At 56.8% G+C, this 23,554-nt stretch carries 20 protein-coding genes; 12 read left to right on the top strand and 8 right to left on the bottom strand.

Features of this window, described 5'->3' with window-relative positions; translation table 11 throughout:
- Positions 1-18 precede the first annotated feature (18 nt).
- Complete coding sequence (pgm, locus tag WFK85_RS13090) at positions 19-1,662, top strand: phosphoglucomutase (alpha-D-glucose-1,6-bisphosphate-dependent) (protein WP_336708429.1); 1,644 nt, start codon at positions 19-21, stop codon at positions 1,660-1,662.
- 34 nt (positions 1,663-1,696) lie between these two features.
- On the opposite strand, the gene WFK85_RS13085 is transcribed toward pgm, so the two are convergent.
- Genes WFK85_RS13085 through kdpF form a run of 7 tightly spaced genes read right to left on the bottom strand, consistent with a single transcriptional unit; the run spans position 1,697 to position 9,960 of the window.
- Positions 1,697-2,125: an EamA family transporter gene (locus tag WFK85_RS13085; protein ID WP_008456117.1), complete on the bottom strand. Its 429-nt coding sequence runs from the start codon at positions 2,123-2,125 to the stop codon at positions 1,697-1,699.
- Between the two features lie 36 nt (positions 2,126-2,161).
- The gene (gene kdpE, locus WFK85_RS13080; RefSeq protein ID WP_008456119.1) at positions 2,162-2,839 is read right to left on the bottom strand and encodes a two-component system response regulator KdpE; all 678 of its coding nucleotides are present in this window, start codon (positions 2,837-2,839) and stop codon (positions 2,162-2,164) included.
- Positions 2,836-5,523 carry a two-component system sensor histidine kinase KdpD gene (kdpD, locus tag WFK85_RS13075; RefSeq protein WP_008456121.1) on the bottom strand — a complete coding sequence of 896 codons (2,688 nt, stop codon included), beginning with the start codon at positions 5,521-5,523 and terminating at the stop codon, positions 2,836-2,838. The genes kdpE and kdpD overlap by 4 nt, the downstream gene beginning before the upstream one ends.
- A gap of 12 nt (positions 5,524-5,535) precedes the next feature.
- The gene (gene kdpC / locus WFK85_RS13070) at positions 5,536-6,111 is read right to left on the bottom strand and encodes a potassium-transporting ATPase subunit KdpC (RefSeq protein WP_166994551.1); all 576 of its coding nucleotides are present in this window, start codon (positions 6,109-6,111) and stop codon (positions 5,536-5,538) included.
- Between the two features lie 12 nt (positions 6,112-6,123).
- The gene (gene kdpB, locus WFK85_RS13065; protein ID WP_336708433.1) at positions 6,124-8,172 is read right to left on the bottom strand and encodes a potassium-transporting ATPase subunit KdpB; all 2,049 of its coding nucleotides are present in this window, start codon (positions 8,170-8,172) and stop codon (positions 6,124-6,126) included.
- 13 nt (positions 8,173-8,185) lie between these two features.
- Positions 8,186-9,871: a potassium-transporting ATPase subunit KdpA gene (kdpA, locus tag WFK85_RS13060; RefSeq protein WP_166994553.1), complete on the bottom strand. Its 1,686-nt coding sequence runs from the start codon at positions 9,869-9,871 to the stop codon at positions 8,186-8,188.
- A complete protein-coding gene (kdpF, locus tag WFK85_RS13055) occupies positions 9,871-9,960 on the bottom strand; it encodes a K(+)-transporting ATPase subunit F (RefSeq protein WP_008456132.1) in 90 nt (29 codons plus the stop codon). The genes kdpA and kdpF overlap by 1 nt, the downstream gene beginning before the upstream one ends.
- 312 nt (positions 9,961-10,272) lie before the next feature.
- On the opposite strand from kdpF, the gene WFK85_RS13050 reads away from it, so the two are divergent.
- From WFK85_RS13050 to nei, 6 genes are all read left to right on the top strand, one after another.
- Positions 10,273-10,479 carry a YbfA family protein gene (locus WFK85_RS13050; protein ID WP_008456133.1) on the top strand — a complete coding sequence of 69 codons (207 nt, stop codon included), beginning with the start codon at positions 10,273-10,275 and terminating at the stop codon, positions 10,477-10,479.
- 207 nt (positions 10,480-10,686) lie between these two features.
- Entirely contained in the window at positions 10,687-12,096 is a 1,410-nt protein-coding gene (gene phrB, locus WFK85_RS13045; protein ID WP_166994555.1) for a deoxyribodipyrimidine photo-lyase, read from the top strand.
- 15 nt (positions 12,097-12,111) lie between these two features.
- The gene (locus WFK85_RS13040; RefSeq protein ID WP_166994592.1) at positions 12,112-12,855 is read left to right on the top strand and encodes a type 2 GTP cyclohydrolase I; all 744 of its coding nucleotides are present in this window, start codon (positions 12,112-12,114) and stop codon (positions 12,853-12,855) included.
- Between the two features lie 13 nt (positions 12,856-12,868).
- Positions 12,869-13,525 (top strand): 5-oxoprolinase subunit PxpB, encoded by a 657-nt coding sequence (gene pxpB, locus WFK85_RS13035; protein ID WP_336708437.1) that lies wholly within the window; start codon positions 12,869-12,871, stop codon positions 13,523-13,525.
- The gene (gene pxpC / locus WFK85_RS13030; protein WP_336708439.1) at positions 13,519-14,451 is read left to right on the top strand and encodes a 5-oxoprolinase subunit PxpC; all 933 of its coding nucleotides are present in this window, start codon (positions 13,519-13,521) and stop codon (positions 14,449-14,451) included. Before pxpB ends, pxpC begins: the two co-directional genes overlap by 7 nt.
- 18 nt (positions 14,452-14,469) lie before the next feature.
- Positions 14,470-15,261: an endonuclease VIII gene (nei, locus tag WFK85_RS13025; RefSeq protein WP_008456138.1), complete on the top strand. Its 792-nt coding sequence runs from the start codon at positions 14,470-14,472 to the stop codon at positions 15,259-15,261.
- Positions 15,262-15,307: 46 nt separating this feature from the next.
- Here nei and WFK85_RS13020 read toward each other — a convergent pair whose 3' ends face one another.
- Positions 15,308-16,594: a citrate synthase gene (locus WFK85_RS13020; RefSeq protein WP_008456139.1), complete on the bottom strand. Its 1,287-nt coding sequence runs from the start codon at positions 16,592-16,594 to the stop codon at positions 15,308-15,310.
- A 645-nt stretch (positions 16,595-17,239) separates the two neighbouring features.
- On the opposite strand from WFK85_RS13020, the gene sdhC reads away from it, so the two are divergent.
- From sdhC to sucA, 5 genes are all read left to right on the top strand, one after another.
- Positions 17,240-17,644: a succinate dehydrogenase cytochrome b556 subunit gene (gene sdhC, locus WFK85_RS13015; protein ID WP_034808195.1), complete on the top strand. Its 405-nt coding sequence runs from the start codon at positions 17,240-17,242 to the stop codon at positions 17,642-17,644.
- The gene (sdhD, locus tag WFK85_RS13010) at positions 17,638-17,985 is read left to right on the top strand and encodes a succinate dehydrogenase membrane anchor subunit (RefSeq protein ID WP_008456141.1); all 348 of its coding nucleotides are present in this window, start codon (positions 17,638-17,640) and stop codon (positions 17,983-17,985) included. The genes sdhC and sdhD overlap by 7 nt, the downstream gene beginning before the upstream one ends.
- On the top strand, positions 17,985-19,751 hold the full coding sequence (gene sdhA / locus WFK85_RS13005) for a succinate dehydrogenase flavoprotein subunit (RefSeq protein WP_008456142.1): 1,767 nt from the start codon (positions 17,985-17,987) through the stop codon (positions 19,749-19,751). Before sdhD ends, sdhA begins: the two co-directional genes overlap by 1 nt.
- A gap of 15 nt (positions 19,752-19,766) precedes the next feature.
- Positions 19,767-20,483, top strand: a complete 717-nt coding sequence (gene sdhB / locus WFK85_RS13000) for a succinate dehydrogenase iron-sulfur subunit SdhB (protein WP_085541216.1) — start codon at positions 19,767-19,769, stop codon at positions 20,481-20,483.
- Positions 20,484-20,744: 261 nt separating this feature from the next.
- Positions 20,745-23,552: a 2-oxoglutarate dehydrogenase E1 component gene (sucA, locus tag WFK85_RS12995; RefSeq protein ID WP_166875785.1), complete on the top strand. Its 2,808-nt coding sequence runs from the start codon at positions 20,745-20,747 to the stop codon at positions 23,550-23,552.
- Positions 23,553-23,554 lie beyond the last annotated feature (2 nt).

Below are 23,554 nucleotides of genomic sequence, written 5' to 3'. Positions count from 1 at the left end.
GTCAGTAAGGAAGAGCCAATGGCTAACCACGATCGTGCGGGTCAACCTGCACAACAGAGCGACTTGATTAACGTAGCCCAGCTTACGGCGCAGTATTACGTGCTTAAGCCAGTGGTGGGGAATAGCGAACACGCGGTGAAATTCGGGACCTCCGGCCACCGCGGCAGTGCAGCACGGCATAGCTTTAACGAACCTCATATTCTGGCGATTGCGCAAGCTATCGCTGAAGAACGCGCAAAGAATGGGATCACCGGTCCATGCTATGTGGGCAAAGACACCCACGCGCTGTCCGAACCTGCGTTTATCTCCGTGCTGGAAGTGCTGGCCGCTAACGGCGTGGACGTCATTGTGCAGCAGGATAACGGCTATACGCCGACGCCTGCAATTTCTAACGCCATCCTGGTGCATAACCAAAAGGGCGGCCCTCAGGCGGACGGGATTGTTATCACGCCATCCCACAACCCACCGGACGACGGCGGCATCAAGTACAACCCGCCAAACGGTGGCCCGGCTGATACTAACGTCACCAAAGTCGTTGAAGATCGCGCTAACGCGTTGCTGGCCGACGGCCTGAAAGGCGTGAAGCGCATTACGCTGGATAAAGCGTGGGAAAGCGGTCAAGTTCAGGCGCAGGATCTGATTCAGCCGTTCATCGAAGGGCTGGTGGATATCGTCGACATGGCCGCGATTCAAAAAGCGGGCCTGAAGCTGGGGGTTGATCCTCTCGGCGGTTCCGGGATCGAATACTGGCACCGTATCGCGAAGCATTACAACCTCGATCTGACCATCGTGAACGATCAGGTCGACCAGACCTTCCGCTTTATGCACCTGGATAAAGACGGCGCAATTCGCATGGACTGCTCCTCCGAATGTGCGATGGCGGGCCTGCTGGCGCTGCGCGACAAATTCGATCTGGCGTTTGCCAACGACCCGGATTACGACCGCCACGGCATCGTCACGCCAGCGGGCCTGATGAACCCGAACCATTACCTGGCTGTGGCTATTAACTATCTGTTCCAGCACCGTCCGCTGTGGGGCAAAGATGTGGCCGTCGGTAAAACCCTGGTTTCCTCCGCGATGATTGACCGCGTGGTAGAAGATCTGGGCCGCAAGCTGGTGGAAGTCCCGGTTGGCTTTAAGTGGTTCGTTGACGGCCTGTTCGACGGCAGCTTCGGCTTCGGGGGCGAAGAGAGCGCCGGGGCATCGTTCCTGCGCTTCAACGGCACCCCATGGTCGACCGACAAAGACGGTATCATCATGTGCCTGCTGGCGGCCGAAATCACCGCCGTGACGGGCAAAAACCCGCAGCAGCATTACGATGAGTTAGCCGCGCGCTTTGGCGCACCGAGCTATAACCGTATTCAGGCACCAGCCACTTCTGCACAGAAAGCCGCGCTGTCCAAGCTGTCACCTGAAATGGTGAGTGCAGACACGCTGGCAGGTGACCCGATCACCGCGCGTCTGACGGCGGCTCCGGGCAACGGCGCTTCCATTGGCGGCCTGAAGGTGATGACCAAGAACGGCTGGTTTGCCGCTCGTCCGTCCGGCACCGAAGACGCCTACAAGATTTACTGTGAAAGCTTCCTCGGCGCAGAGCACCGCGAGCAGATCGAGAAAGAAGCGGTAGAGATTGTCAGCGAAGTGCTGAAAAGCGCGAAGTAATATGCAAAAAGGCTCCCCAGGGAGCCTTTCTCTTTTAACCCAAAGCCACCATCAGTGCGCCGCAGGTGATAAGCGCTACGCCTATCCCGGCAATCAGCGACACTTTCTCACCAAACAGAATCACCGCCAGAATCACCGCGAACACCACGCTCAGCTTATCGATAGGGGCGACCTTCGACACGTCACCACTTTTGATCGCCATAAAATAGAACAGCCAGGACAGCGCCCCGGCCACGCCGCTTAACAAAATAAACAGCAACGCTTTTTTATCGGCAAACACCGTACTAACAAGATTCAGTTTTCCCTGAACGACGACCACCCCAACTAAAAATAACGCCATGACCACAGCGCGAACGGCTGTGGCGGTATTGGCATCCAGATGCTGCAAACCAACTTTACCAAAAATAGCGACCAGCGCTGCCGTAGCGGCAGACAGCAGGGCGTAGACTAACCATGCGCTCATAACGGGCTCCTCTTGAACGAGCCAGAGATTACTCCTTCAGAGCATAAAACGGTAGCCGATCCCGGTTTCGGTGAGCAGATGGCGAGGGCGAGCGGGGTCGCTCTCCAGCTTCTGGCGCAGGTGGCCCATATAAATGCGCAGATAGTGGCTGTGTTCCACGGCATTCGGGCCCCAAACCTGATTAAGCAACTGGCGCTGGGTCAGGACTTTGCCGTGATTATTCAGCAGGGTTGCCAGCAGGCGGAACTCAATGGGGGTCAGGTGAATTTCCTCTTCGCCGCGGGTAATACGGCGCGAGGCGAGGTCGACCCGAATTTCGGAAAACTGATAAACCGGATCGGGCTGAACGGTGCTGGCGTGGCGGCGCAGGGCGACGCGAAGCCTGGCCTGCAGTTCACCGATGCCAAACGGCTTGCTGAGAAAATCGTCTGCGCCAGCATCCAGGGCGGCAATCTTCGCCTGCTCGTCACTCCGGGCCGACAGGACGATGACCGGCGTCTGGCTCCACTGGCGGAAGTCACGAATAAAATCGATGCCGTCGCCATCCGGCAGGCCGAGATCCAGAATCACCAGATCCGGCTTGCGGGTGGCGGCTTCAATCAGGCCGCGCTGCAGGGTTTCGGCATCAAACACGCGCAACGATTCATCTTCCAGCGCGGTGCGCAGAAAGCGGCGGATCTCTTTTTCATCCTCAATTATCAGAACCGTTGTCACAGCACCTCAATCATTTCAGGGAGTTCGGGGGGAGGCGATAAAGGTAGCACAACGTGGAAGCTGGCACCGCCTTCCGGGCGGTTAAGCGCATAAATTGTGCCGCCGTGAACTTCAACAATCGCCCGGCAGATAGCCAGCCCAAGCCCAACGCCTGGAATAGCTGACTCTTTGTTACCGCGGGCAAATTTATCAAAAATCAGCAGCTCTTTACCAGCGGGAACCCCCGGGCCGCTGTCCCAAACTTCCAGGTCCAGCTTGTCTGCTGTCGAGGTCGCTTTTATACCGATGTTGGCTTTATAACCGGCATATTTCACCGCATTCTCCAGCAGGTTGATCAGCACGCGTTCGAACAGCGGGCCGTCGACTTCAATCAGCATCAGCGGATCAGGCAAATTAAGGGCGATATGGCGGCCGCCGAGGCCTGGTTCGAGCATCTTCAGCGCGCTGCCGACGACTTCCTCTAGCGTCAGCCACTCTTTACGAAGATTAAAACCGCCCGACTGAATGCGGGCCATATCCAGCAGATTATTCACCAGCCGGGTGGTGTTCAGCACATGCTGACGGATTTCGTTGGCCTGCGGGGCATGTTTTGATCCTTCACTGGCGAGATCCAGCGTGAGGATTTCTGCCTGGCCAAACAGCACGGTCAGCGGCGTGCGCAGGTCGTGCGAAAGCGCGGCCAGCAGCGAGTTGCGGATTTGCTCCCGTTCGCTGGAAAGCCGGGCCTGTTCTTCGCTGGCGGTGAGCAGCAGCCTGTCGAGCGCGGTGGCCACCAGCAGGGTAAAGGTTTCCAGCAGGCGCTGCTGTTCGGGGATCATCAGCTGGCGCAGATTCTCCGGCTCAACGACCAGCAGACCCAGGGTCCTTTCCGTGGTGCTAAGCGGCAGGATGCGGTAGGGCACGCCCGGCAGCGTGTCCGTTCCGGCACCGGCGGGCTGGCCTTTATCAAAGCTCCAGCGGGCAATCGCTTCATCCCACTGAGCGGGTTCCCCTTCGGCTGCGATACGGCTGAGTTTCCCGTGATCGTCCGGCAGCAGCAGCAGGCTGCGGGCCTGGAAGGTGTTGTTAATAAACTGCACGCTGGTGGCGGCGACGTCCTGCGGCGTGCGGTCATCGGCCAGTGCTTTAGACATTTCATACAGATGACGGGTGCGCTGTTCCCGGTAGCGGGCGATGCGTGCCTGATAACGTACTCCGGCGGTCAGATTACCGATCACCAGCCCGACGGTGAGCATTACGCCGAAGGTCAGCAGATACTGAACATCCGACACGGCGAGCGTGCCTCGCGGCGCAATAAAGAACAGGTCGAAGCTAATCACGTTGATGACCGTCGCGAGGACGGACGGCCAGCGGCCATAAAACAGCGCGACCATCACCACGCCAAGCAGGTAGATCATCACCAGGTTGGCGGCATCAAAGGCCACCAGCCACTGATTGGCGATAAAGGTAATAAACGCACAGAGCACCACCGCCACGGCGCAGCCGCGCAGTTGAATGCGCCATTTCTCGCTTAGCGTTCTGGTGTCCGGTGCTCTGGTCGGGGAGGGGAGAGGTTTTTCATCCAGCGCAACAATCACCAGATCGAGGTCCGGAGCGCGTTTGGCTAACCGGTCGGCGAAAGACGTACGGTGCCACCAGCGGCGCGTGGTATGACGGCCAATAATGATTTTGCCGAGATTGTGTTCGCGGGCGTAGCGCAGCACCGCTTTTTCTTCATTGGGATCGGCAAGCGTGGCGGTTTCGGCTCCCAGCTCCTGGGCGAGCCGCAGAGCGCTTAAAATGGTCCGGCGCTGATGTTCCGGCAGGCGGTGAAGCTGCGGCGTTTCGACGTAGACGGCGTGCCAGACGCTGCCGAGCTTGGCGGCAAGGCGAGCGGCGGTGCGAACCAGTTTTTCATTGCCGTTGCTATGGCCGATGCACAGCAGAATGGCGTCCCGCGTGTGCCAGACTTTTTCCTGTCCCTGGTTGTCCCGCCAGGCGCGCATCTGATCGTCAACGCGGTCGGCTGTGCGTCGCAAGGCCAGCTCTCGCAGCGCTATCAGGTTGCCTTTACGGAAGAAGTGCTCGATGGCGCGTTCGGCCTGGCCGGAGATATAAACTTTGCCTTCGTGCAGGCGCTGGCGGAGGTCGTCCGGCGGCAGGTCAACCAGCACGACTTCGTCGGCGGCGTCGAAAATAGGGTCGGGGACGGTTTCGCGTACCTGAATCCCGGTGACTCCGCCTACTACGTCATTCAGGCTTTCCAGATGCTGAACGTTAACGGAGGTCAGGACGTCGATCCCGGCTTCCAGCAGCTCTTCCACGTCCTGCCAGCGTTTGGGGTGGCGCGAGCCTGGCGCGTTACTGTGCGCCAGTTCGTCCATCAGAATCAGGGCAGGGTTGCGGGCGAGGGCGGCGTCCAGGTCAAACTCCTGGACCAGACGCCCCCGGTGGTGAATACGACGAGGGGGCTGAATCGTCAGCCCCTTTAACAGTTCGGCAGTTTCCTGGCGGCCGTGGGTTTCCACCACGCCCACCAGCACATCGAGGCCCTGCGCCCGCAGGCGCTGCGCCTCCTGAAGCATCGCGTAGGTTTTCCCGACGCCTGCACAGGCGCCGAAGAAGATTTTCAGTTTCCCACGCGGCTGGCGGTTGACTTTCTCCAGCAGCTTATCGGGGTTGGGGCGCAGCGGCTCCTCGGTCATAACACGTCCTTTTTACTTCGCCTGGAGATGGTCCAGCGCCAGGTTCAGCTTAACGATATTCACTACCGGCATGCCGATAAAATTCACCAGCGGCGTGGTGGTGTTTTCCGCCACCAGGCGAGCGATTTGCTCCACTGGCAGATTTCTGGCTTTCGCTACCCGTGGGATTTGCCACGCGGTCGCCTCAGGAGAAAGCTGCCCGTCCAGGCCGCTGGCGGAGGTGGTGACTAAGTCAACGGGTACCGCTGGATTAGCCTCCGGGTTAGCCGCACGCAGCGCACTAACGCGAGCCTTAACCTCTTTGTCCAGCTCCGGGTTGCTGGCCGCAAGGTTGCTGCCGCCGGATGCCATTGGATTATAGGGGCTATCCGAGGTGGCAGAGGGGCGACCCTGGAAATATTTTGCGTTAGTGAAGTCCTGACCAATCAGCTCTGAACCGCGAACCTTGCCGTCTTCAACGATTAACGAGCCGTTGGCCTGAGCCGGGAACCACCATTGCCCCAGCAGCGTGGCGAGGAGGGGATAAACCCCTCCGGTAATCAGCGTCAGGATAATCAGCAGTAATAAAGCGGGGCGTAACGTAGCCATGTTCTTTTCCTCTTAGACCAGACCGAGTACGGTCAGGATCACGTCAATCACTTTGATACCAATAAACGGCACGACGATACCGCCCAGGCCATAGATCCACAGGTTGCGGCGCAGCATCGCAGCCGCGCTCAGCGGCTTGTAACTAATGCCTTTTAGCGCCAGCGGAATGAGGCAGATGATGATCAGCGCATTGAAGATCACCGCGCTCAAGATGGCCGAAGCAGGGGAGTGCAGGTGCATCACGTTCAGCGCGTTCAGCTGCGGGTAAGTCACCGCAAACGCCGCCGGGATAATGGCGAAGTATTTCGCCACGTCGTTAGCGATACTGAAGGTGGTCAGTGACCCGCGAGTCATCAGCATTTGCTTCCCGATGTGGACCACTTCAATCAGCTTGGTTGGGTTAGAGTCCAGGTCAACCATGTTCCCGGCCTCCTTCGCTGCCTGAGTCCCGGAGTTCATGGCTACCGCTACGTCTGCCTGCGCAAGGGCAGGGGCGTCGTTGGTGCCGTCGCCGGTCATCGCCACCAAACGTCCTTCGGCTTGATACTGGCGAATCAGCGCCAGCTTGGCTTCCGGTGTGGCTTCAGAAAGGAAGTCATCCACCCCGGCTTCGGCGGCAATCGCCGCGGCGGTCAGGCGGTTATCCCCGGTGATCATCACCGTTTTGATGCCCATCTGGCGCAGCTGTGCGAAACGCTCTTTAATGCCGCCTTTCACGATGTCTTTCAGCGCGATTACGCCCAGCACGTTAGCGCCTTCGGCAACCACTAGCGGCGTACCGCCCTGGCGAGCCACGCCTTCAACCAGCGTGTCGACCTGGGCCGGGAAGTGGCCGTTGTTCACTTCTACGTGGCGGCGGATGGCATCCACAGAACCTTTGCGGATCATGCGGTCCTGAATATTGATGCCGCTCATACGGGTTTGCGCGGTAAACGGCACAAACGTTGCCTGCAGGTTCTGCACGTCGCGTTCACGCAGGTTAAAGCGCTGTTTTGCCAGCACCACGATACTGCGGCCTTCTGGCGTTTCATCCGCCAGTGAGGCCAGCTGCGCGGCATCGGCCAGCTCTTTTTCATCCACGCCAGGGGCAGGGAGGAAGGCGGAGGCCTGGCGGTTACCGAGCGTGATGGTGCCGGTTTTATCCAGCAGCAGGACGTCGATATCCCCGGCAGCTTCTACCGCCCGGCCGCTGGTGGCGATCACGTTCGCACCCAGCATACGGCTCATCCCGGCCACACCGATGGCGGAAAGCAGGCCGCCGATGGTGGTTGGGATCAGGCAGACCAGCAGGGCTACCAGCACGGTTACGCTAGCCGCCTGGCCGCCGTAGTCAGAGAACGGCCACAGGGTTGCGGTCGCCAGCAGCAGGACGATTGTCAGCGCTACCAGCAGGATAGTCAGGGCGATTTCGTTCGGCGTTTTACGACGCTGGGCGCTTTCCACCATGGCAATCATGCGGTCGAGGAAGGTTTCCCCTGGGTTAACGCTGCACTGGATGACCAGCCAGTCGGACAGAATGCGCGTCCCGCCGGTCACCGAGGCAAAGTCGCCGCCGGACTCACGGATAACCGGGGCGGATTCCCCGGTGATGGCGCTTTCATCCACCGACGCGCCACCCTCAAGGACTTCGCCATCGCAAGGGATGATGTCCCCGGCCTCCACCAGCACGACGTCGCCTTTACGCAGATCGGCCGCCGGAATGTGGTCCACCTGCGCATCATGCTGTGGGCTGCGCAGTTTGCGTGCCCAGCTGGTTTTTTTCACCCCTTTCAGGCTGTTCGCCTGGGCCTTGCTGCGGCCTTCTGCCAGCGCTTCAGCAAAGTTGGCGAACAGCACGGTAAACCACAGCCACAGGCTGATGGCGAGCGTGAAGAGGGCATCCCCCTGCTGCAGGCCGGTGAACATCGCTATCCCGAGCAGGGTAGTGATGATGCTCCCCACCCAGACGATAAACATCACCGGGTTGCGCCACTGCACCTGCGGGGCGAGCTTTTTAAAAGAATCAATTAGCGCCTGACGGATCAGACCAGGTTCAAACAGCGCCTGTTGCTTGCGACTCATGGAAGCCTCGTAATCAGAAATTAACCAGAGAAAGGTGTTCCGCAACCGGGCCTAAAGCGAGGGCGGGGATAAAGGTCAGGGCGCCAACCAGCAGCACTGTCCCAATCAGTAAACCGATAAACAGCGGGCCGTGCGTTGGCAGCGTACCGATGCTGACGGCCTGGGATTTTTTCGCGGCCAGGGAACCGGCAATAGCCATTACCGGGATAATCACCCCAAAGCGACCAAACCACATGCATACAGCCAGCAGAACGTTCCAGAACGGCGTGTTGGTGCTCAGGCCGGCGAAGGCGCTACCGTTATTGTTTGCGGCGGAAGAAATCGCATACAGCACCTCGCTGAAGCCGTGGATCCCTGGGTTTGCCATGCCGCTGCGGCCTGCATCCGTCATCATCGCCAGCGCGGTGCCGAGCAGCACCAGGGCAGGGGTGATAAGAATGGCCAGCGAAGTCATCTTCATTTCCGGCACGTCAATTTTCTTACCCAGGTATTCCGGGGTACGCCCAATCATCAGCCCGGCGATAAACACGGCCAGCAGGACGAACAGCAGCATGCCGTACAGGCCAGCGCCTACGCCGCCGAAGACCACTTCACCAATCTGCATCAGCCACATTGGCACCATGCCGCCCAGCGCCGTAAAGGAGTCATGCATGGCGTTGACCGCCCCGCAGGATGCGGCGGTAGTAATCACCGCGAACAGGCTGCTATTCAGAATGCCGAAGCGGCTCTCTTTGCCTTCCATGTTGATGCTGCTGTTGGCGCCCAACTGGATAAAGTGCGGGTTGCCCTGCAGCTCGGCCCACATCACTACCACCACGCAGACCACGAAGATAATGGTCATCGCCCAAAGCAGCGCGCGGCCCTGACGGCGGTCGCCCACGGCTTCACCAAAGGCGAAGCAGAGCGCGGCCGGGATCAGGAAGATGGAAACCATCTGCACGAAGTTGGTCAGCGCCGTAGGGTTCTCAAACGGGTGAGAGGAGTTAGCGTTGAAGAAGCCCCCGCCGTTGGTTCCCAGCATTTTAATCGCTTCCTGAGAAGCCACCGGCCCCATCGGCAGCAGGTGCTGAACGCCTTCAATGGTGGTGTAAGGCTGGTAAGCAGAGAAGTTCTGCAGCGAACCCTGGCTGATAAAGAACAGCGCCATCACCAGCGAGATTGGCAGCAGGATGTACAGCGTAACGCGGGTTAAATCGACCCAGGCGTTGCCCAGCGTGCTGGTGGAATGGCGAGAGAAACCACGGATCAGCGCAAACACTACGGCAATGCCGGTGGCGGCAGAAACGAAGTTTTGTACCGTCAGGCCCACCATCTGGCTGAAGTAGCTCAGCGTGGTTTCGCCGCCGTAAGACTGCCAGTTAGTGTTGGAGACAAAACTGACGGCAGTGTTCAGCGCCAGATGCCAGGAGAGGCCCGGCAGATGCTGCGGGTTAAGCGGCAAACTGTCCTGGAACAGCAGCATCGCGAACAGCAGGATCAGCCCAAAAACGTTAAATGCCAGAATCGCCATCAGATAGCGTTTCCAGTCCATTTCTTCACCTTTGCTGCCCATCAGGGACCACAAAATGGGCTCAATGCGGCCCACGATCGGCAGCGGTTCGCCGTCGATCAGTCGTGCCAGCACGGCGCCCAGCGGTTTCGCAAGGGCAAAGAGCACCAGCAGGAAGCTGGCGATCAGTAAAAATCCGGACGCAGCCATTAAAACGCCTCCGCTTTAATCAGGGCATAAACCAGGTAACCCAACAGCAAGAAGACCAGCACGATGCCGGTTATGACGCCTGCACTCACAATCCACCTCCAACGGTGCGTTAAGCATTTCGCGGCAGAATAGGATTTCGGGTGAAAAGATGTCGTAAAAGTCCGGGGGCGGGGTGTAAAAAAAGTATAAAATGGCAAAAGCCATTAGTTAACTAATGGTTAGTATTTATTTAACCATTTTGTAACTTAATTACAGGTGAAAAGATAAATAGCGCACAAAAAAGTGCATTTATCTGGTCGGAGGAGTAGTAAACTTTCAAACAATGAGATAGTATTTTGACCAGATAACAAGTTTCGATTTTCCGACATGCGGTGTCGGTCACACATTATGAGGAGAAGCCTATGTCTTTATACAAAGAATACCCTGCGCATCAGGTCATCCTGCGTCGCACTTTTGCAGTCGCTGCCGGTGTGCTGGCGCTGCCTGTAATGCTGTTCTGGAAAGATCGCGCGCGTTTTTACAGCTACCTGCACCGCGTCTGGTCCAAAACCAGCGACAAGCCGGTGTGGATGGCGCAATCTGAAGCCGCCGCCTTCGATTATTACTAAAAGCTGAATCGATTTGACGAAAGCTACCTCCGGGTAGCTTTTTTGTTGACTGCGTCTTGCTACACTGAGTTAACAACTGAGACGCGGGCAGCCAGCGATGTCGCTTAGCCTGGCATTGGTATACTTCTGCTGTCCGAAATAACTTCCAATATTGAACCGTCGCCAACGCGCAATGGCGGCGGTCAGGTAATGAATCCAGGGAGAGTTATGCCTACCCATCTGGTCTGGTTCCGCAACGATCTACGTATTCACGATAACTACGCCTTACACGCCGCCTGCCGTAATCCCGATGCAAAAGTCATCGGATTTTTTGTCGTGACGCCCGAACAATGGCGGCAGCACGTCATGGCACCCAAACAGGCCGAATTTATCTTTGAGCATTTACGGGCATTGGGTCATGCCCTGGCCGGGCGTGGGATTGAACTTCATATCCAACAGGCTGCGGATTTTGCCGCGTCGATAGAGTGTATAAAAGCGTTCTGCGTTGAACAAAAAGTCGATGCGCTTTTTTACAACTACCAGTATGAAGTTAACGAGCGTGCCCGTGACGCCGCGCTGGAAAAAGCTCTGGATGTGGACGTTACCGTGCAGGGATTTGATGACAGCCTGCTGCTTGCACCGGGCAGCGTCACTACCGGCAACCACGAGATGTACAAAGTCTTTACCCCGTTCAGCAAGGCGTTTATTCGGCGCTTGCAGGAAGGGCTGCCGGAATGCGTGCCTGCGCCAAAAGCCCGTGGAGAGTGCGACTTCAATGAAAGCTTTGCGTTTGATATGCCCCGTGAGGCGTTTGACCGCGAACTCTTCCCCGTGGGTGAGCCGGAGGCCATTGGCATGCTGCGTAAATTTTGCCTGCAGCCCGCTGCCGACTACCCGGAACAACGTGATTTCCCGGCGATAGAAGGCACCAGCCGGCTGTCGCCTTATCTGGCCACCGGCGTTTTGTCTCCGCGCCAGTGCCTGCATCGTCTGCTAAAAGAGCACCCTAAAGCGCTGGAGGGCGAAGCCGGAGCTACCTGGCTCAACGAACTCATCTGGCGCGAGTTTTACCGCCATCTGATGGTTGCGTACCCGAAACTTTGCCGTCACCAGCCGTTTATTGCCTGGACAGATAAAGTTCGCTGGAGCGGAAATAATGCATGGCTTGAAGCCTGGCAGCAGGGTAAAACGGGTTACCCCATTGTCGATGCGGCGATGCGGCAGCTGAACCAAACGGGCTGGATGCATAACCGTTTACGCATGGTCGTGGCGAGTTTTCTGGTGAAGGATTTGCTGATCGACTGGCGGCAGGGCGAGCGCTATTTTATGTCGCAGCTGATTGACGGAGATCTGGCGGCGAACAACGGCGGCTGGCAGTGGGCGGCTTCTACGGGCACCGACGCCGCGCCTTATTTCCGCATTTTTAACCCGACAACTCAGGGTGAACGCTTCGATGCTGAAGGGGATTTTATTCGCCACTGGCTACCTGAACTGAAAACTGTGCCAGGGAAACAGATTCATTCGCCGTGGGACTGGGCTGATAAACAAAAGCAAACGCTGGACTACCCGCGCCCGATTGTTGACCATAGGCAGGCCCGACTGAATACGCTTGCGGCTTATGAAGCGGCAAGAAAATAACCAAAGAGAATAATGATGAAAAACAGTGAACTGGAACGCCTGATTAATGACAAGCTGAACAGCTCGGCAATCAGTGATTACGCCCCGAATGGCCTGCAGGTTGAAGGCCGGGAAGCGATCCGCAAGATTGTCACTGGGGTTACTGCCAGCCAGGCGCTGCTGGACGAAGCTGTGCGCCAGCAGGCCGATGCGGTGATCGTCCACCACGGTTATTTCTGGAAAAATGAATCGCCGGTGATCCGCGGCATGAAGCGCAACCGCCTGAAAACGCTGCTGGCGAACGACATCAACCTTTACGGCTGGCATTTGCCGCTTGATGCCCATCCGCAGTTGGGGAATAACGCCCAACTTGGCGCGCTGCTGGGGATTGAAACGAAAGGGGAAGTTGAGCCGCTGGTCCCCTGGGGCGAGTTCCCGACGCCGCTTTCCGGCGTGGAGCTGGCTTCCTGGATTGAAATGCGCTTAGGCCGCACGCCGCTGTGGTGTGGAGACACCGGCCCGGATCAGATCCGCCGCGTGGCGTGGTGCACGGGCGGTGGGCAGGGCTTTATCGATAGCGCGGCGCGCTTTGGGGTGGATGCGTTTATTACCGGCGAAGTTTCCGAGCAGACGATTCATTCCGCCCGCGAACAGGGGCTGCATTTCTACGCCGCGGGTCATCATGCCACCGAGCGGGGTGGGATCCAGGCGCTTAGCGACTGGCTAAACAGCGAAACCGATCTCGACGTTATCTTTATCGATATCCCTAATCCTGCCTGATACCGGAGGAGCTGTGCAACGAGCTGGCTGTTATTTATTGGGTGAAAAAGCGGTGGTTCTGGAGCTGGATCCTCCTGTCAGGCTTGCCAGCCAGCAGCGCATTTGGGGACTGCTGCAGCGCCTGAATGCCTCTGACGAGGTGAGCGAGGCCATTCCGGGCATGAATAACATCACCGTGGTGCTGAAAGATCCTCAGCGTCTGGCGCTGGATGGCATTGAATGGCTCCAGCACTGGTGGGAAGAAAGTGAGGCTGTGATCCCTCCGCCTCGTAAGATTGATATTCCGGTCGTATACGGCGGTGAGGTGGGACCCGATCTTGATGTCGTGGCTCGCCACAATAACTTAACGCCCGAACAGGTAGTCGCCCTGCATTCTGGAGCGGAGTACATCGTCTACTTCCTTGGCTTCCAGCCGGGCTTTGCTTATCTGGGGGGACTGCCTGAAGTCCTCGCTACGCCCCGCCGGGCAGAACCCCGGCTGCAGGTTGCCGCTGGCTCTGTAGGCATTGGTGGCAGTCAAACCGGCATTTATCCGCTGGTGACGCCGGGAGGTTGGCAAATCATCGGCCGCACCTCACTCGATTTGTTTAACCCCAACGGCTCATCACCCACTTTATTGTTGCCGGGTGATACCGTGCGTTTCGTCCCGCAGCAGGGGGGCATATGCTGAATATTGTTCGCGCCGGGATACAAACCAGCGTGCAGGATACGGGCCGGGAAGGGCAGCGTCATTTGGGCGTGAGCCGCTGCGGCGCGCTCGATACCCCCGCCATCTCCGTCGCCAATTTACTGGTTGGGAATGCGCCAGATGCCCCCGCGCTGGAAATCACCCTTGGACAGTGCGTGATTGAATTCGGGCGTAGCGGCTGGTTTGCGCTTACCGGGGCAGGCTGCCATGCGGAGCTGGATGGCAACGCCGTGTGGACGGGCTGGCGACTGCCTGTCAAAAAAGGCCAAAGGCTGACGCTGAAAAAACCTACGCACGGTATGCGCAGCTACCTTGCCGTCGACGGTGGCCTGGATGTACCGGAAGTGATGGGGTCTTACAGCACCGATCTTAAAGCCGGGATCGGCGGTCATCATGGCCGTTTGCTGCGGGATGGTGACCGTTTAGCTTTGCGTAAACCTCAACGTAAATTTCAGCATCCCCGCGGCGTAAAACAACTGCTTTGGGGAAATCGCATTCGCGCCGTGACCGGGCCGGAGTATCAGGAATTCAGCCTGGCATCTCAGGAGAGTTTCTGGCGATTGGCCTGGCAAATTAGCCCGCAGAGTAACCGGATGGGCTACAGGCTTCAGGGGCCAGAGCTGGAGCGGACGACCCAGCGAGAAATGCTGTCCCATGGCCTGCTGCCGGGCGTGATTCAGGTACCGCATAACGGCCAGCCGATTGTGTTAATGAACGATGCCCAGACAACCGGGGGCTATCCTCGCATTGCCTGCGTGATTGAGGCCGATCTTTATCATCTGGCTCAGGTCAGGCTGGGGGAACCCATTCATTTTGTGCCGTGTACGCTGGCGGAGGCGCTCAAAGCGCGCCGCGAACAGGCTATTTATCTCGAGCAGATTGCCTGGCAACTGGCACAGGAAGCATAACGTTTCAGGGAGTTTAGTATGCCGGAAGGACCGGAGATTCGCCGCGCGGCGGACAAGCTGGAAGCCGCCGTGGGCGGGGAGCCGTTAACCGAAGCCTGGTTTGCTTTTGAAGAGCTTAAGCCGTTTGAAGCGATGCTGGTGGGGAAAACCATCGGTCGTATCGAAACCCGGGGAAAAGCAATGCTGACGCATTTTTCCAACGGCTTAACCTTGTACAGTCATAATCAGCTTTACGGCGTATGGCGAGTGGCTGACGTAGGTAAAGTAGCAGAAACGAACCGTGTGCTGCGTGTCAGGCTGCAAACGGCTAAAAAAGCCATTCTTCTTTACAGCGCCTCGGACATCGAAATCCTCGACCAGGGGCAGCTTGAACAACAGCCTTTCTTGCAGCGCGTGGGGCCGGATGTGCTGGATGAAACGCTGACGGTGGATCTGGTCAAAGCACGTTTGCTGTCGCCAAAGTTTCGCCGTCGGCAGTTCAGCGGGTTACTGCTCGACCAGGCTTTTCTTGCCGGTTTGGGGAATTACCTGCGAGTGGAAATCCTTTGGGAAGCGGAACTTGCGCCGCAGCACCGCGCGGAGGATTTAAGCGAAGAGCAGATTGAGCGGTTAGCGACTGCTTTGCTGGCGATTCCACGGCTTTCTTATCAGACGCGAGGCCAGGGAGATGAGAACAAACATCACGGGGCTGTTTTCAGCTTTAGGGTGTTTCACCGGGCGGGTGAACCGTGCGAACGATGTGGAGGGATTATTGAAAGAACCAACTTCTCTTCAAGACCGTTTTACTGGTGCCCTCGCTGCCAGAAATAAAAAAACGCGCCACAGGGCGCGTTTTTTACTCATCAAGTAAGAAATATTACTTTTTGAGATCGGATTTGAAATCACGTTTGTCGTAGCCGGTGTACAGCTGACGTGGACGGGCAATTTTAATGCCGTCGTCGTGCATTTCGTTCCAGTGTGCAATCCAGCCCACGGTACGCGCCATCGCGAAGATAACGGTAAACATGGAGGAAGGAATGCCCATCGCCTTCAGGATGATGCCGGAGTAGAAGTCTACGTTCGGGTAGAGTTTCTTCTCGATGAAGTACGGGTCGTTCAGCGCGATGTGTTCCAGCTCCATCGCCACTTCCAGCAGGTTGTTATCCTTCAGGTTCAGCTCTTTCAGCACTTCGTGACAGGTTTCACGCATCACGGTGGCGCGCGGGTCGTAGTTTTTGTACACGCGGTGGCCGAAGCCCATCAGGCGGAACGAGTCGTTCTTGTCTTTGGCACGACGGATAAATTCTGGAATGTGCTCCACGGTGCTGATTTCTTCCAGCATCTTCAGCGCAGCTTCGTTCGCGCCGCCGTGAGCCGGTCCCCACAGGGAAGCGATCCCCGCCGCGATACACGCAAATGGGTTAGCGCCGGAAGAACCTGCGGTACGCACGGTCGACGTCGATGCGTTCTGCTCGTGGTCAGCGTGCAGGATCAGAATACGATCCATTGCTCGCTCCAGAATTGGGTTAACTTTGTACTCTTCGCACGGCGTGGAGAACATCATGTTCAGGAAGTTAGCCGAGTAGGAGAGGTCGTTGCGTGGGTAAACAAACGGCTGGCCAATCGAATACTTGTAACACATTGCCGCTACGGTTGGCATTTTGGAGAGCAGACGGAATGCCGCGATTTCACGGTGACGTGGGTTATTCACGTCAAGGGAGTCGTGGTAGAAGGCCGCCAGCGCGCCGGTTACGCCGCACAGCACGGCCATCGGATGTGAGTCGCGACGGAAGCCGTGGAACAGACGGGTGATCTGCTCGTGAATCATGGTGTGGCGGGTAACGGTAGTTTTGAATTCGTCGAACTGCTCCTGCGTCGGTTTTTCGCCGTTCAGCAGGATGTAGCACACTTCCAGGTAGCTGGATTCGGTGGCCAGTTGGTCAATCGGGAAACCGCGGTGCAACAGAATGCCTTCGTCACCGTCGATATAAGTGATTTTGGATTCGCAGGATGCGGTAGAGGTGAAACCTGGGTCAAAAGTAAATACACCTTTAGAACCAAGACTACGGATATCAATTACATCCTGACCTAGCGTGCCCTTTAGCACATCAAGTTCGAGAGCATCGTCACCATTAAGGGTGAGGTTTGCTTTAGTATCAGCCATTTACGGTCTCCTTAGCGCCTTATTTCATAAGACTGCCGGGCGTCCGATTTGCATTCGAACCCACAATGGTTGGTTACCAGTTTTTTAATTGGCTCGCGGCTCTGTTTAGAGGAGTACAACCAGGGTACAGAGCGATGGGCGCTTGCAGGTAACACTCGCTTTGGGGGCGAAACTACAGCAAATCAGCGTCTTAGCAATCAGTATCATTCAAACCTGTATATCACTAATAACTGTCCTGATCTCTCGGGTCAATACCCATCCACTGTTACATAACTATTACTCAGGTGAAAGGCTGACCCTATAACTTTTACGAATTATACGGCTTTTCTGGCCCTGTTTGTAACAAGAATGTTTAACTTTTGTCAAATCAGATGATTAAAATTTAAAATAATGTTGTTATCGTGATCCTGCTCACTGTTCCGAGCAAAACCCTTCAAACATTATGTGGGTTAATTGTAATGATTTTGTGAAGAGCCTATACTGCCGCCAGGTCTCCGGAACACCCTGCTACCGGGAGCCACCCAGCGTTGTAGCCAGATCCCTGGCCTCTGGATGTAGCTGTTTTTTGCATGACGCACAGTTATAGAAAGTTAGCGCTGTCTGACCCCGAATGCAGATCCGGAGGAAGGAAACAATAAGAAGAGCATGTGGGCGCTATTCATGATAAGAAACGTGAAAAAACAACGACCTGTCAATCTGGATCTGAAAACGATCCGGTTCCCCGTCACTGCAATCGCTTCCATCCTCCACCGCGTTTCCGGCGTGATCACATTTGTGGCGGTCGGCATTCTGCTTTGGTTGCTGGGACTGTCACTCTCCTCCCCGGAAGGTTTTCTGACCGCGTCCGCCGTGATGAGCAGCTTTATCGTTAAATTTATAATGTGGGGCATTCTGACGGCTCTGGCCTATCACGTGGTGGTGGGTATTCGCCATCTGCTGATGGACTTTGGCTATCTGGAAGAGACCTTTGTAGCGGGCAAACGATCCGCACATATCGCCTTTGTTATTACTGTCGTGCTTTCAATTCTTGCAGGAGTCCTCGTATGGTAAGCAATGCCTCCGCATTGGGTCGCAATGGCGTGCACGATTATGTGCTGGTTCGCGCTACCGCCATCGTACTCACCCTGTACATCATCTATATGATTGGCTTCTTCGCTGTCACCGGCGAGCTGACCTACGACGTCTGGCACGGCTTCTTTGCCTCTGCCTTCACCAAAGTTTTCACCCTGCTGGCACTGTTCTCTATTTTGATCCATGCCTGGATTGGCATGTGGCAGGTGTTGACCGACTACGTTAAACCACTGGCGATTCGCCTTCCTTTACAGCTGCTGATTGTTGTCGCGCTGTTGGTTTACGTCATTTATGGATTCGTTGTGGTGTGGGGTGTGTAATGAAACTGCCAGTCAGAGAATTTGATGCTGTAGTGATTGGTGCCGGCGGCGCAGGTATGCGCGCGGCGCTACAGATTTCCCAGAGCGGCCAGACCTGTGCGCTGCTTTCTAAAGTGTTCCCAACTCGTTCCCATACCGTATCTGCGCAGGGTGGTATCACCGTGGCGCTGGGTAATACCCATGAAGATAACTGGGAATGGCACATGTATGACACGGTAAAAGGTTCCGATTATATCGGTGACCAGGACGCCATCGAATATATGTGTAAAACCGGCCCGGAAGCGATTCTGGAACTGGACCACATGGGCCTGCCTTTCTCCCGTCTGGAAAACGGCACCATTTATCAACGTCCGTTCGGCGGCCAGTCGAAAGACTTCGGCGGCGAGCAGGCGGCGCGTACTGCGGCAGCAGCTGACCGTACCGGCCACGCTTTACTGCACACGCTGTATCAGCAGAACCTGAAAAACCACACCACCATCTTCTCCGAGTGGTATGCGCTGGATCTGGTGAAAAACGCTGATGGCGCAGTGGTTGGCTGTACCGCACTGTGCATCGAAACCGGTGAAGTCGTTTACTTCAAAGCCCGCGCAACCGTGCTGGCAACCGGCGGCGCAGGCCGTATTTATCAATCCACCACCAACGCCCACATCAATACCGGTGACGGCGTTGGTATGGCTATCCGCGCTGGCGTGCCGGTGCAGGATATGGAAATGTGGCAGTTCCACCCAACCGGCATTGCCGGGGCAGGGGTTCTGGTCACAGAAGGCTGCCGTGGTGAAGGCGGTTACCTGCTGAACAAACACGGCGAACGCTTCATGGAGCGTTATGCCCCGAATGCGAAAGACTTGGCGGGTCGTGACGTGGTGGCGCGTTCCATCATGATCGAAATCCGTGAAGGCCGCGGCTGTGATGGTCCGTGGGGGCCACACGCCAAACTGAAACTCGACCACCTGGGTAAAGAAGTGCTGGAATCCCGCCTGCCGGGCATTCTGGAACTGTCCCGTACCTTCGCCCACGTCGATCCGGTGAAAGAGCCGATCCCGGTTATCCCAACCTGCCACTATATGATGGGCGGTATTCCGACCAAAGTGACCGGCCAGGCGCTGACCGTGAACGAGCAGGGCGAAGATGTGGTTATCCCTGGTTTGTTCGCCGTGGGCGAAATTGCCTGTGTTTCCGTACACGGTGCGAACCGTCTGGGCGGCAACTCCCTGCTTGACCTGGTGGTGTTCGGGCGTGCTGTTGGCCTGCACCTGCAGGAATCCATTGCCGAGCAGGGCGATCTGCTTGACGCAACCGACGCTGAAATCGACGCCTCCCTTGAGCGCCTTAACCGCTGGAACGGCAACCGTAACGGTGAAGATCCGGTGGAAATCCGCAAAGCGCTGCAGGAATGTATGCAGCACAACTTCTCGGTATTCCGCGAAGGTGACGCGATGGCCAAAGGGCTTGAGCAGCTGAAAGCAATCCGCGAGCGCCTGAAAAATGCCCGTCTGGACGACACTTCCAGCGAGTTCAACACCCAGCGCGTTGAGTGCCTGGAGCTGGATAACCTGATGGAAACCGCTTACGCCACTGCGGTGTCGGCAAACTTCCGTACCGAGAGCCGTGGCGCGCATAGCCGCTTCGACTTCCCGGAGCGTGATGACGAAAACTGGCTGTGCCATTCCCTGTATCTGCCAGAGACGGAATCCATGACGCGTCGTAGCGTGAACATGGAACCGAAACTGCGTCCGGCGTTCCCGCCGAAGATTCGTACTTATTAATGCGGAGACAGGACAATGAAACTCGAATTCTCAGTTTATCGTTATAACCCGGATGTAGACGACGCTCCGCGCATGCAGGATTACACCCTGGAAGCGGAAGAGGGTCGCGACATGATGCTGCTTGACGCTTTAATGCAGCTGAAAGAAAAAGATCCTAGTCTGTCATTCCGTCGCTCTTGCCGTGAAGGCGTTTGTGGCTCCGACGGCCTGAACATGAACGGCAAAAACGGGCTGGCCTGTATCACGCCAATCTCGGCGCTCGGCAACGGTAAGCAGAAGATAGTCATCCGTCCTCTGCCTGGCCTGCCGGTGATCCGCGATCTGGTGGTAGACATGGGGCAATTCTATGCTCAATATGAGAAGATTAAGCCTTACTTGTTGAATAATGGGCAAAATCCACCCGCTCGCGAGCATTTGCAGTCGCCTGAACAGCGTGAAAAGCTGGATGGTCTGTACGAGTGCATTCTTTGCGCTTGCTGCTCGACTTCTTGCCCGTCGTTCTGGTGGAACCCGGACAAGTTTATCGGCCCGGCCGGTTTGCTGGCTGCGTATCGCTTCCTGATCGACAGCCGCGACACCGAAACGGACGCGCGTCTGGACGGCCTGAGCGATGCTTTCAGCGTATTCCGCTGCCACAGCATTATGAACTGCGTCAGCGTTTGTCCTAAGGGGCTGAACCCGACGAAAGCTATCGGCCATATTAAGTCGATGCTGTTGCAAAAAAGCGCTTAAGTCAGAAAAGTACCCTCTCCTTGCAGGGGAGAGGGTGCAAATTGCAGGAAATCTTTAAAAACTGCCGACGATCTTCCCTCTCTTATAAGGGGAAGGGGTGAGGGGAAACCCTTAAGACAGTTTCTAAAGGTTCCTTCGCGGGCCGCCCTCCACGGCAACAGGCTCGAAGAAAGTGAACCCTGGAACGTATACCTGTATACCCTACGGTGTGCGTTATAGTTATCCACGGCGAAATAAGCATAAAATGCTTAAGGGATCACGATGCAGAACGGCGCGATGAAGCCCTGGCTGGACTCTTCCTGGCTGGCGGGCGCAAACCAGTCCTACATAGAGCAGCTCTATGAAGACTTCTTAACCGATCCTGACTCTGTTGATGCGCACTGGCGCACGATGTTCCAGCAGTTACCTGGCACCGGAGCCAGACCGGATCAATTCCATTCAAAAACGCGTGATTATTTCCGTCGTCTGGCGAAGGATGCCTCACGTTACTCCACCGCAGTCACCGATCCTGACACCGATGCCAAACAGGTAAAAGTGTTGCAGTTGATCAACGCCTGGCGTTTCCGCGGCCATCAGGCTGCTAATCTCGATCCGCTCGGGCTTTGGCAGCAGGAAACGGTTGCCGATCTGGATCCGGCGTTCCATAACCTGACCGAAGAAGATTTGCAGCAGAGTTTCAACGTGGGATCGTTTGCCATCGGCAAAGAGACCATGAAGCTTGCCGACCTGATCGCTGCGCTGAAGCAAACCTACGGTGGGTCGATCGGTGCGGAATACATGCACATCACCAATACCGAAGAAAAACGCTGGATCCAGCAGCGCATCGAATCGGTAGCCGGGCGTTCAAGCTTTACTCAGGAAGAGAAAAAACGTTTCCTGAGCGAGCTGACTGCGGCGGAAGGGCTGGAGCGCTACCTGGGGGCTAAATTCCCTGGGGCGAAACGCTTCTCGCTGGAAGGCGGCGACGCGCTGGTACCGATGCTCAAAGAGATGATTCGCCACGCCGGTAAGAGCGGCACGCGCGAAGTGGTGCTGGGTATGGCGCACCGCGGTCGTCTTAACGTGCTGATCAACGTGCTGGGTAAAAAACCGCAGGATCTGTTTGACGAATTTGCGGGCAAACATAAAGAACATCTCGGCACCGGCGACGTGAAGTACCACATGGGCTTCTCTTCCGATGTTGAAACCGAAGGCGGCCTGGTTCACCTGGCGCTGGCGTTTAACCCGTCTCACCTGGAAATCGTTAGCCCGGTGGTTATCGGTTCCGTGCGTGCGCGTCTGGATCGTCTGGATAAGCCAGGCAGCAACCAGGTACTGCCTATCACCATTCATGGTGATGCCGCGGTAGCCGGGCAGGGCGTGGTTCAGGAAACCCTGAACATGTCCAAAGCGCGTGGTTACGAAGTGGGCGGTACCGTGCGTATCGTGATCAACAACCAGATTGGTTTCACCACCTCTAACCCGCTGGATGCGCGCTCCACGCCATACTGTACCGACATCGGTAAGATGGTCATGGCGCCGATTTTCCACGTTAATGCGGATGACCCGGAAGCCGTAGCTTTCGTTACCCGTCTGGCGCTGGACTTCCGTAATACCTTCAAGCGTGATGTGTTTATCGACCTGGTTTGCTACCGCCGCCACGGCCATAACGAAGCTGACGAGCCAAGCGCAACGCAGCCGGTGATGTACCAGAAGATCAAAAAACATCCGACCCCGCGTAAGATCTATGCTGACAAGCTGGAGCAGGACAAACTGGCCACGCTGGAAGATGCCACCGAAATGGTGAATCTGTACCGCGATGCGCTGGATGCCGGCGAATGTGTCGTGCAAGAGTGGCGTCCGATGAACATGCACTCCTTTACCTGGTCGCCGTACCTCAACCACGAGTGGGACGAAAGCTACCCGAACAAGGTTGAGATGAAGCGCGTTCAGGAACTGGCTAAGCGCATCAGCACCGTGCCGGAAGCCGTAGAAATGCAGTCCCGCGTGGCGAAAATCTACAGCGACCGTCAGGACATGGCGAACGGCAACAAACTGTTCGACTGGGGTGCAGCGGAAAACCTGGCTTATGCAACGCTGGTAGATGAAGGCGTGTCCGTTCGTCTGTCTGGTGAAGATGCTGGCCGTGGGACCTTCTTCCACCGCCACGCCGTGATCCACAACCAAACCAACGGCTCAACCTATACGCCGCTGGCGCACGTCCACAACAGCCAGGGCATCTTCAAAGTCTGGGATTCCGTGTTGTCTGAAGAAGCGGTTCTGGCCTTTGAGTACGGCTATGCCACGGCAGAACCTCGCACCCTGACCATTTGGGAAGCGCAGTTTGGCGACTTCGCCAACGGGGCGCAGGTTGTGATTGACCAGTTCATCAGCTCCGGCGAGCAGAAATGGGGCCGTATGTGTGGCCTGGTCATGCTGCTGCCGCACGGCTATGAAGGCCAGGGCCCAGAGCACTCCTCCGCGCGTCTGGAGCGTTACCTCCAGCTGTGCGCCGAGCAGAACATGCAGGTTTGCGTGCCGTCGACTCCGGCTCAGGTTTATCACATGCTGCGTCGTCAGGCGCTGCGCGGGATGCGCCGTCCACTGGTCGTCATGTCACCGAAATCTCTGCTGCGCCATCCGCTGGCGGTATCCAGCCTCGACGAACTGGCCAACGGCACGTTCCAGCCGGCAATTGGTGAGATTGACGAACTGGATCCGAAAGGCGTGAAGCGCGTTGTTCTGTGTTCCGGTAAGGTGTACTACGACCTGCTTGAGCAGCGCCGTAAGAATGAGCAGAAGGATGTGGCGATTGTGCGTATTGAGCAGCTCTATCCGTTCCCGCACCAGGCGGTACAGGAAGCGCTGAAGCCGTTCGCACACGTACACGACTTCGTCTGGTGCCAGGAAGAGCCGCTGAACCAGGGCGCCTGGTACTGCAGCCAGCACCACTTCCGCGAAGTGATTCCGTTTGGGTCCGCTCTGCGTTATGCAGGTCGCCCGGCCTCCGCCTCTCCGGCGGTAGGGTATATGTCCGTTCACCAGAAGCAACAGCAAGATCTGGTTAATGACGCGCTGAACGTCGAATAAAT

The organism is Cedecea sp. VD22, assembly GCF_037150195.1.
In the GTDB taxonomy this organism is placed as follows: Bacteria; Pseudomonadota; Gammaproteobacteria; order Enterobacterales; family Enterobacteriaceae; genus Cedecea.
The sequence above is the reverse complement of the archived record's forward strand: the minus strand, read 5'-3'. Positions and strand labels throughout refer to the sequence as shown.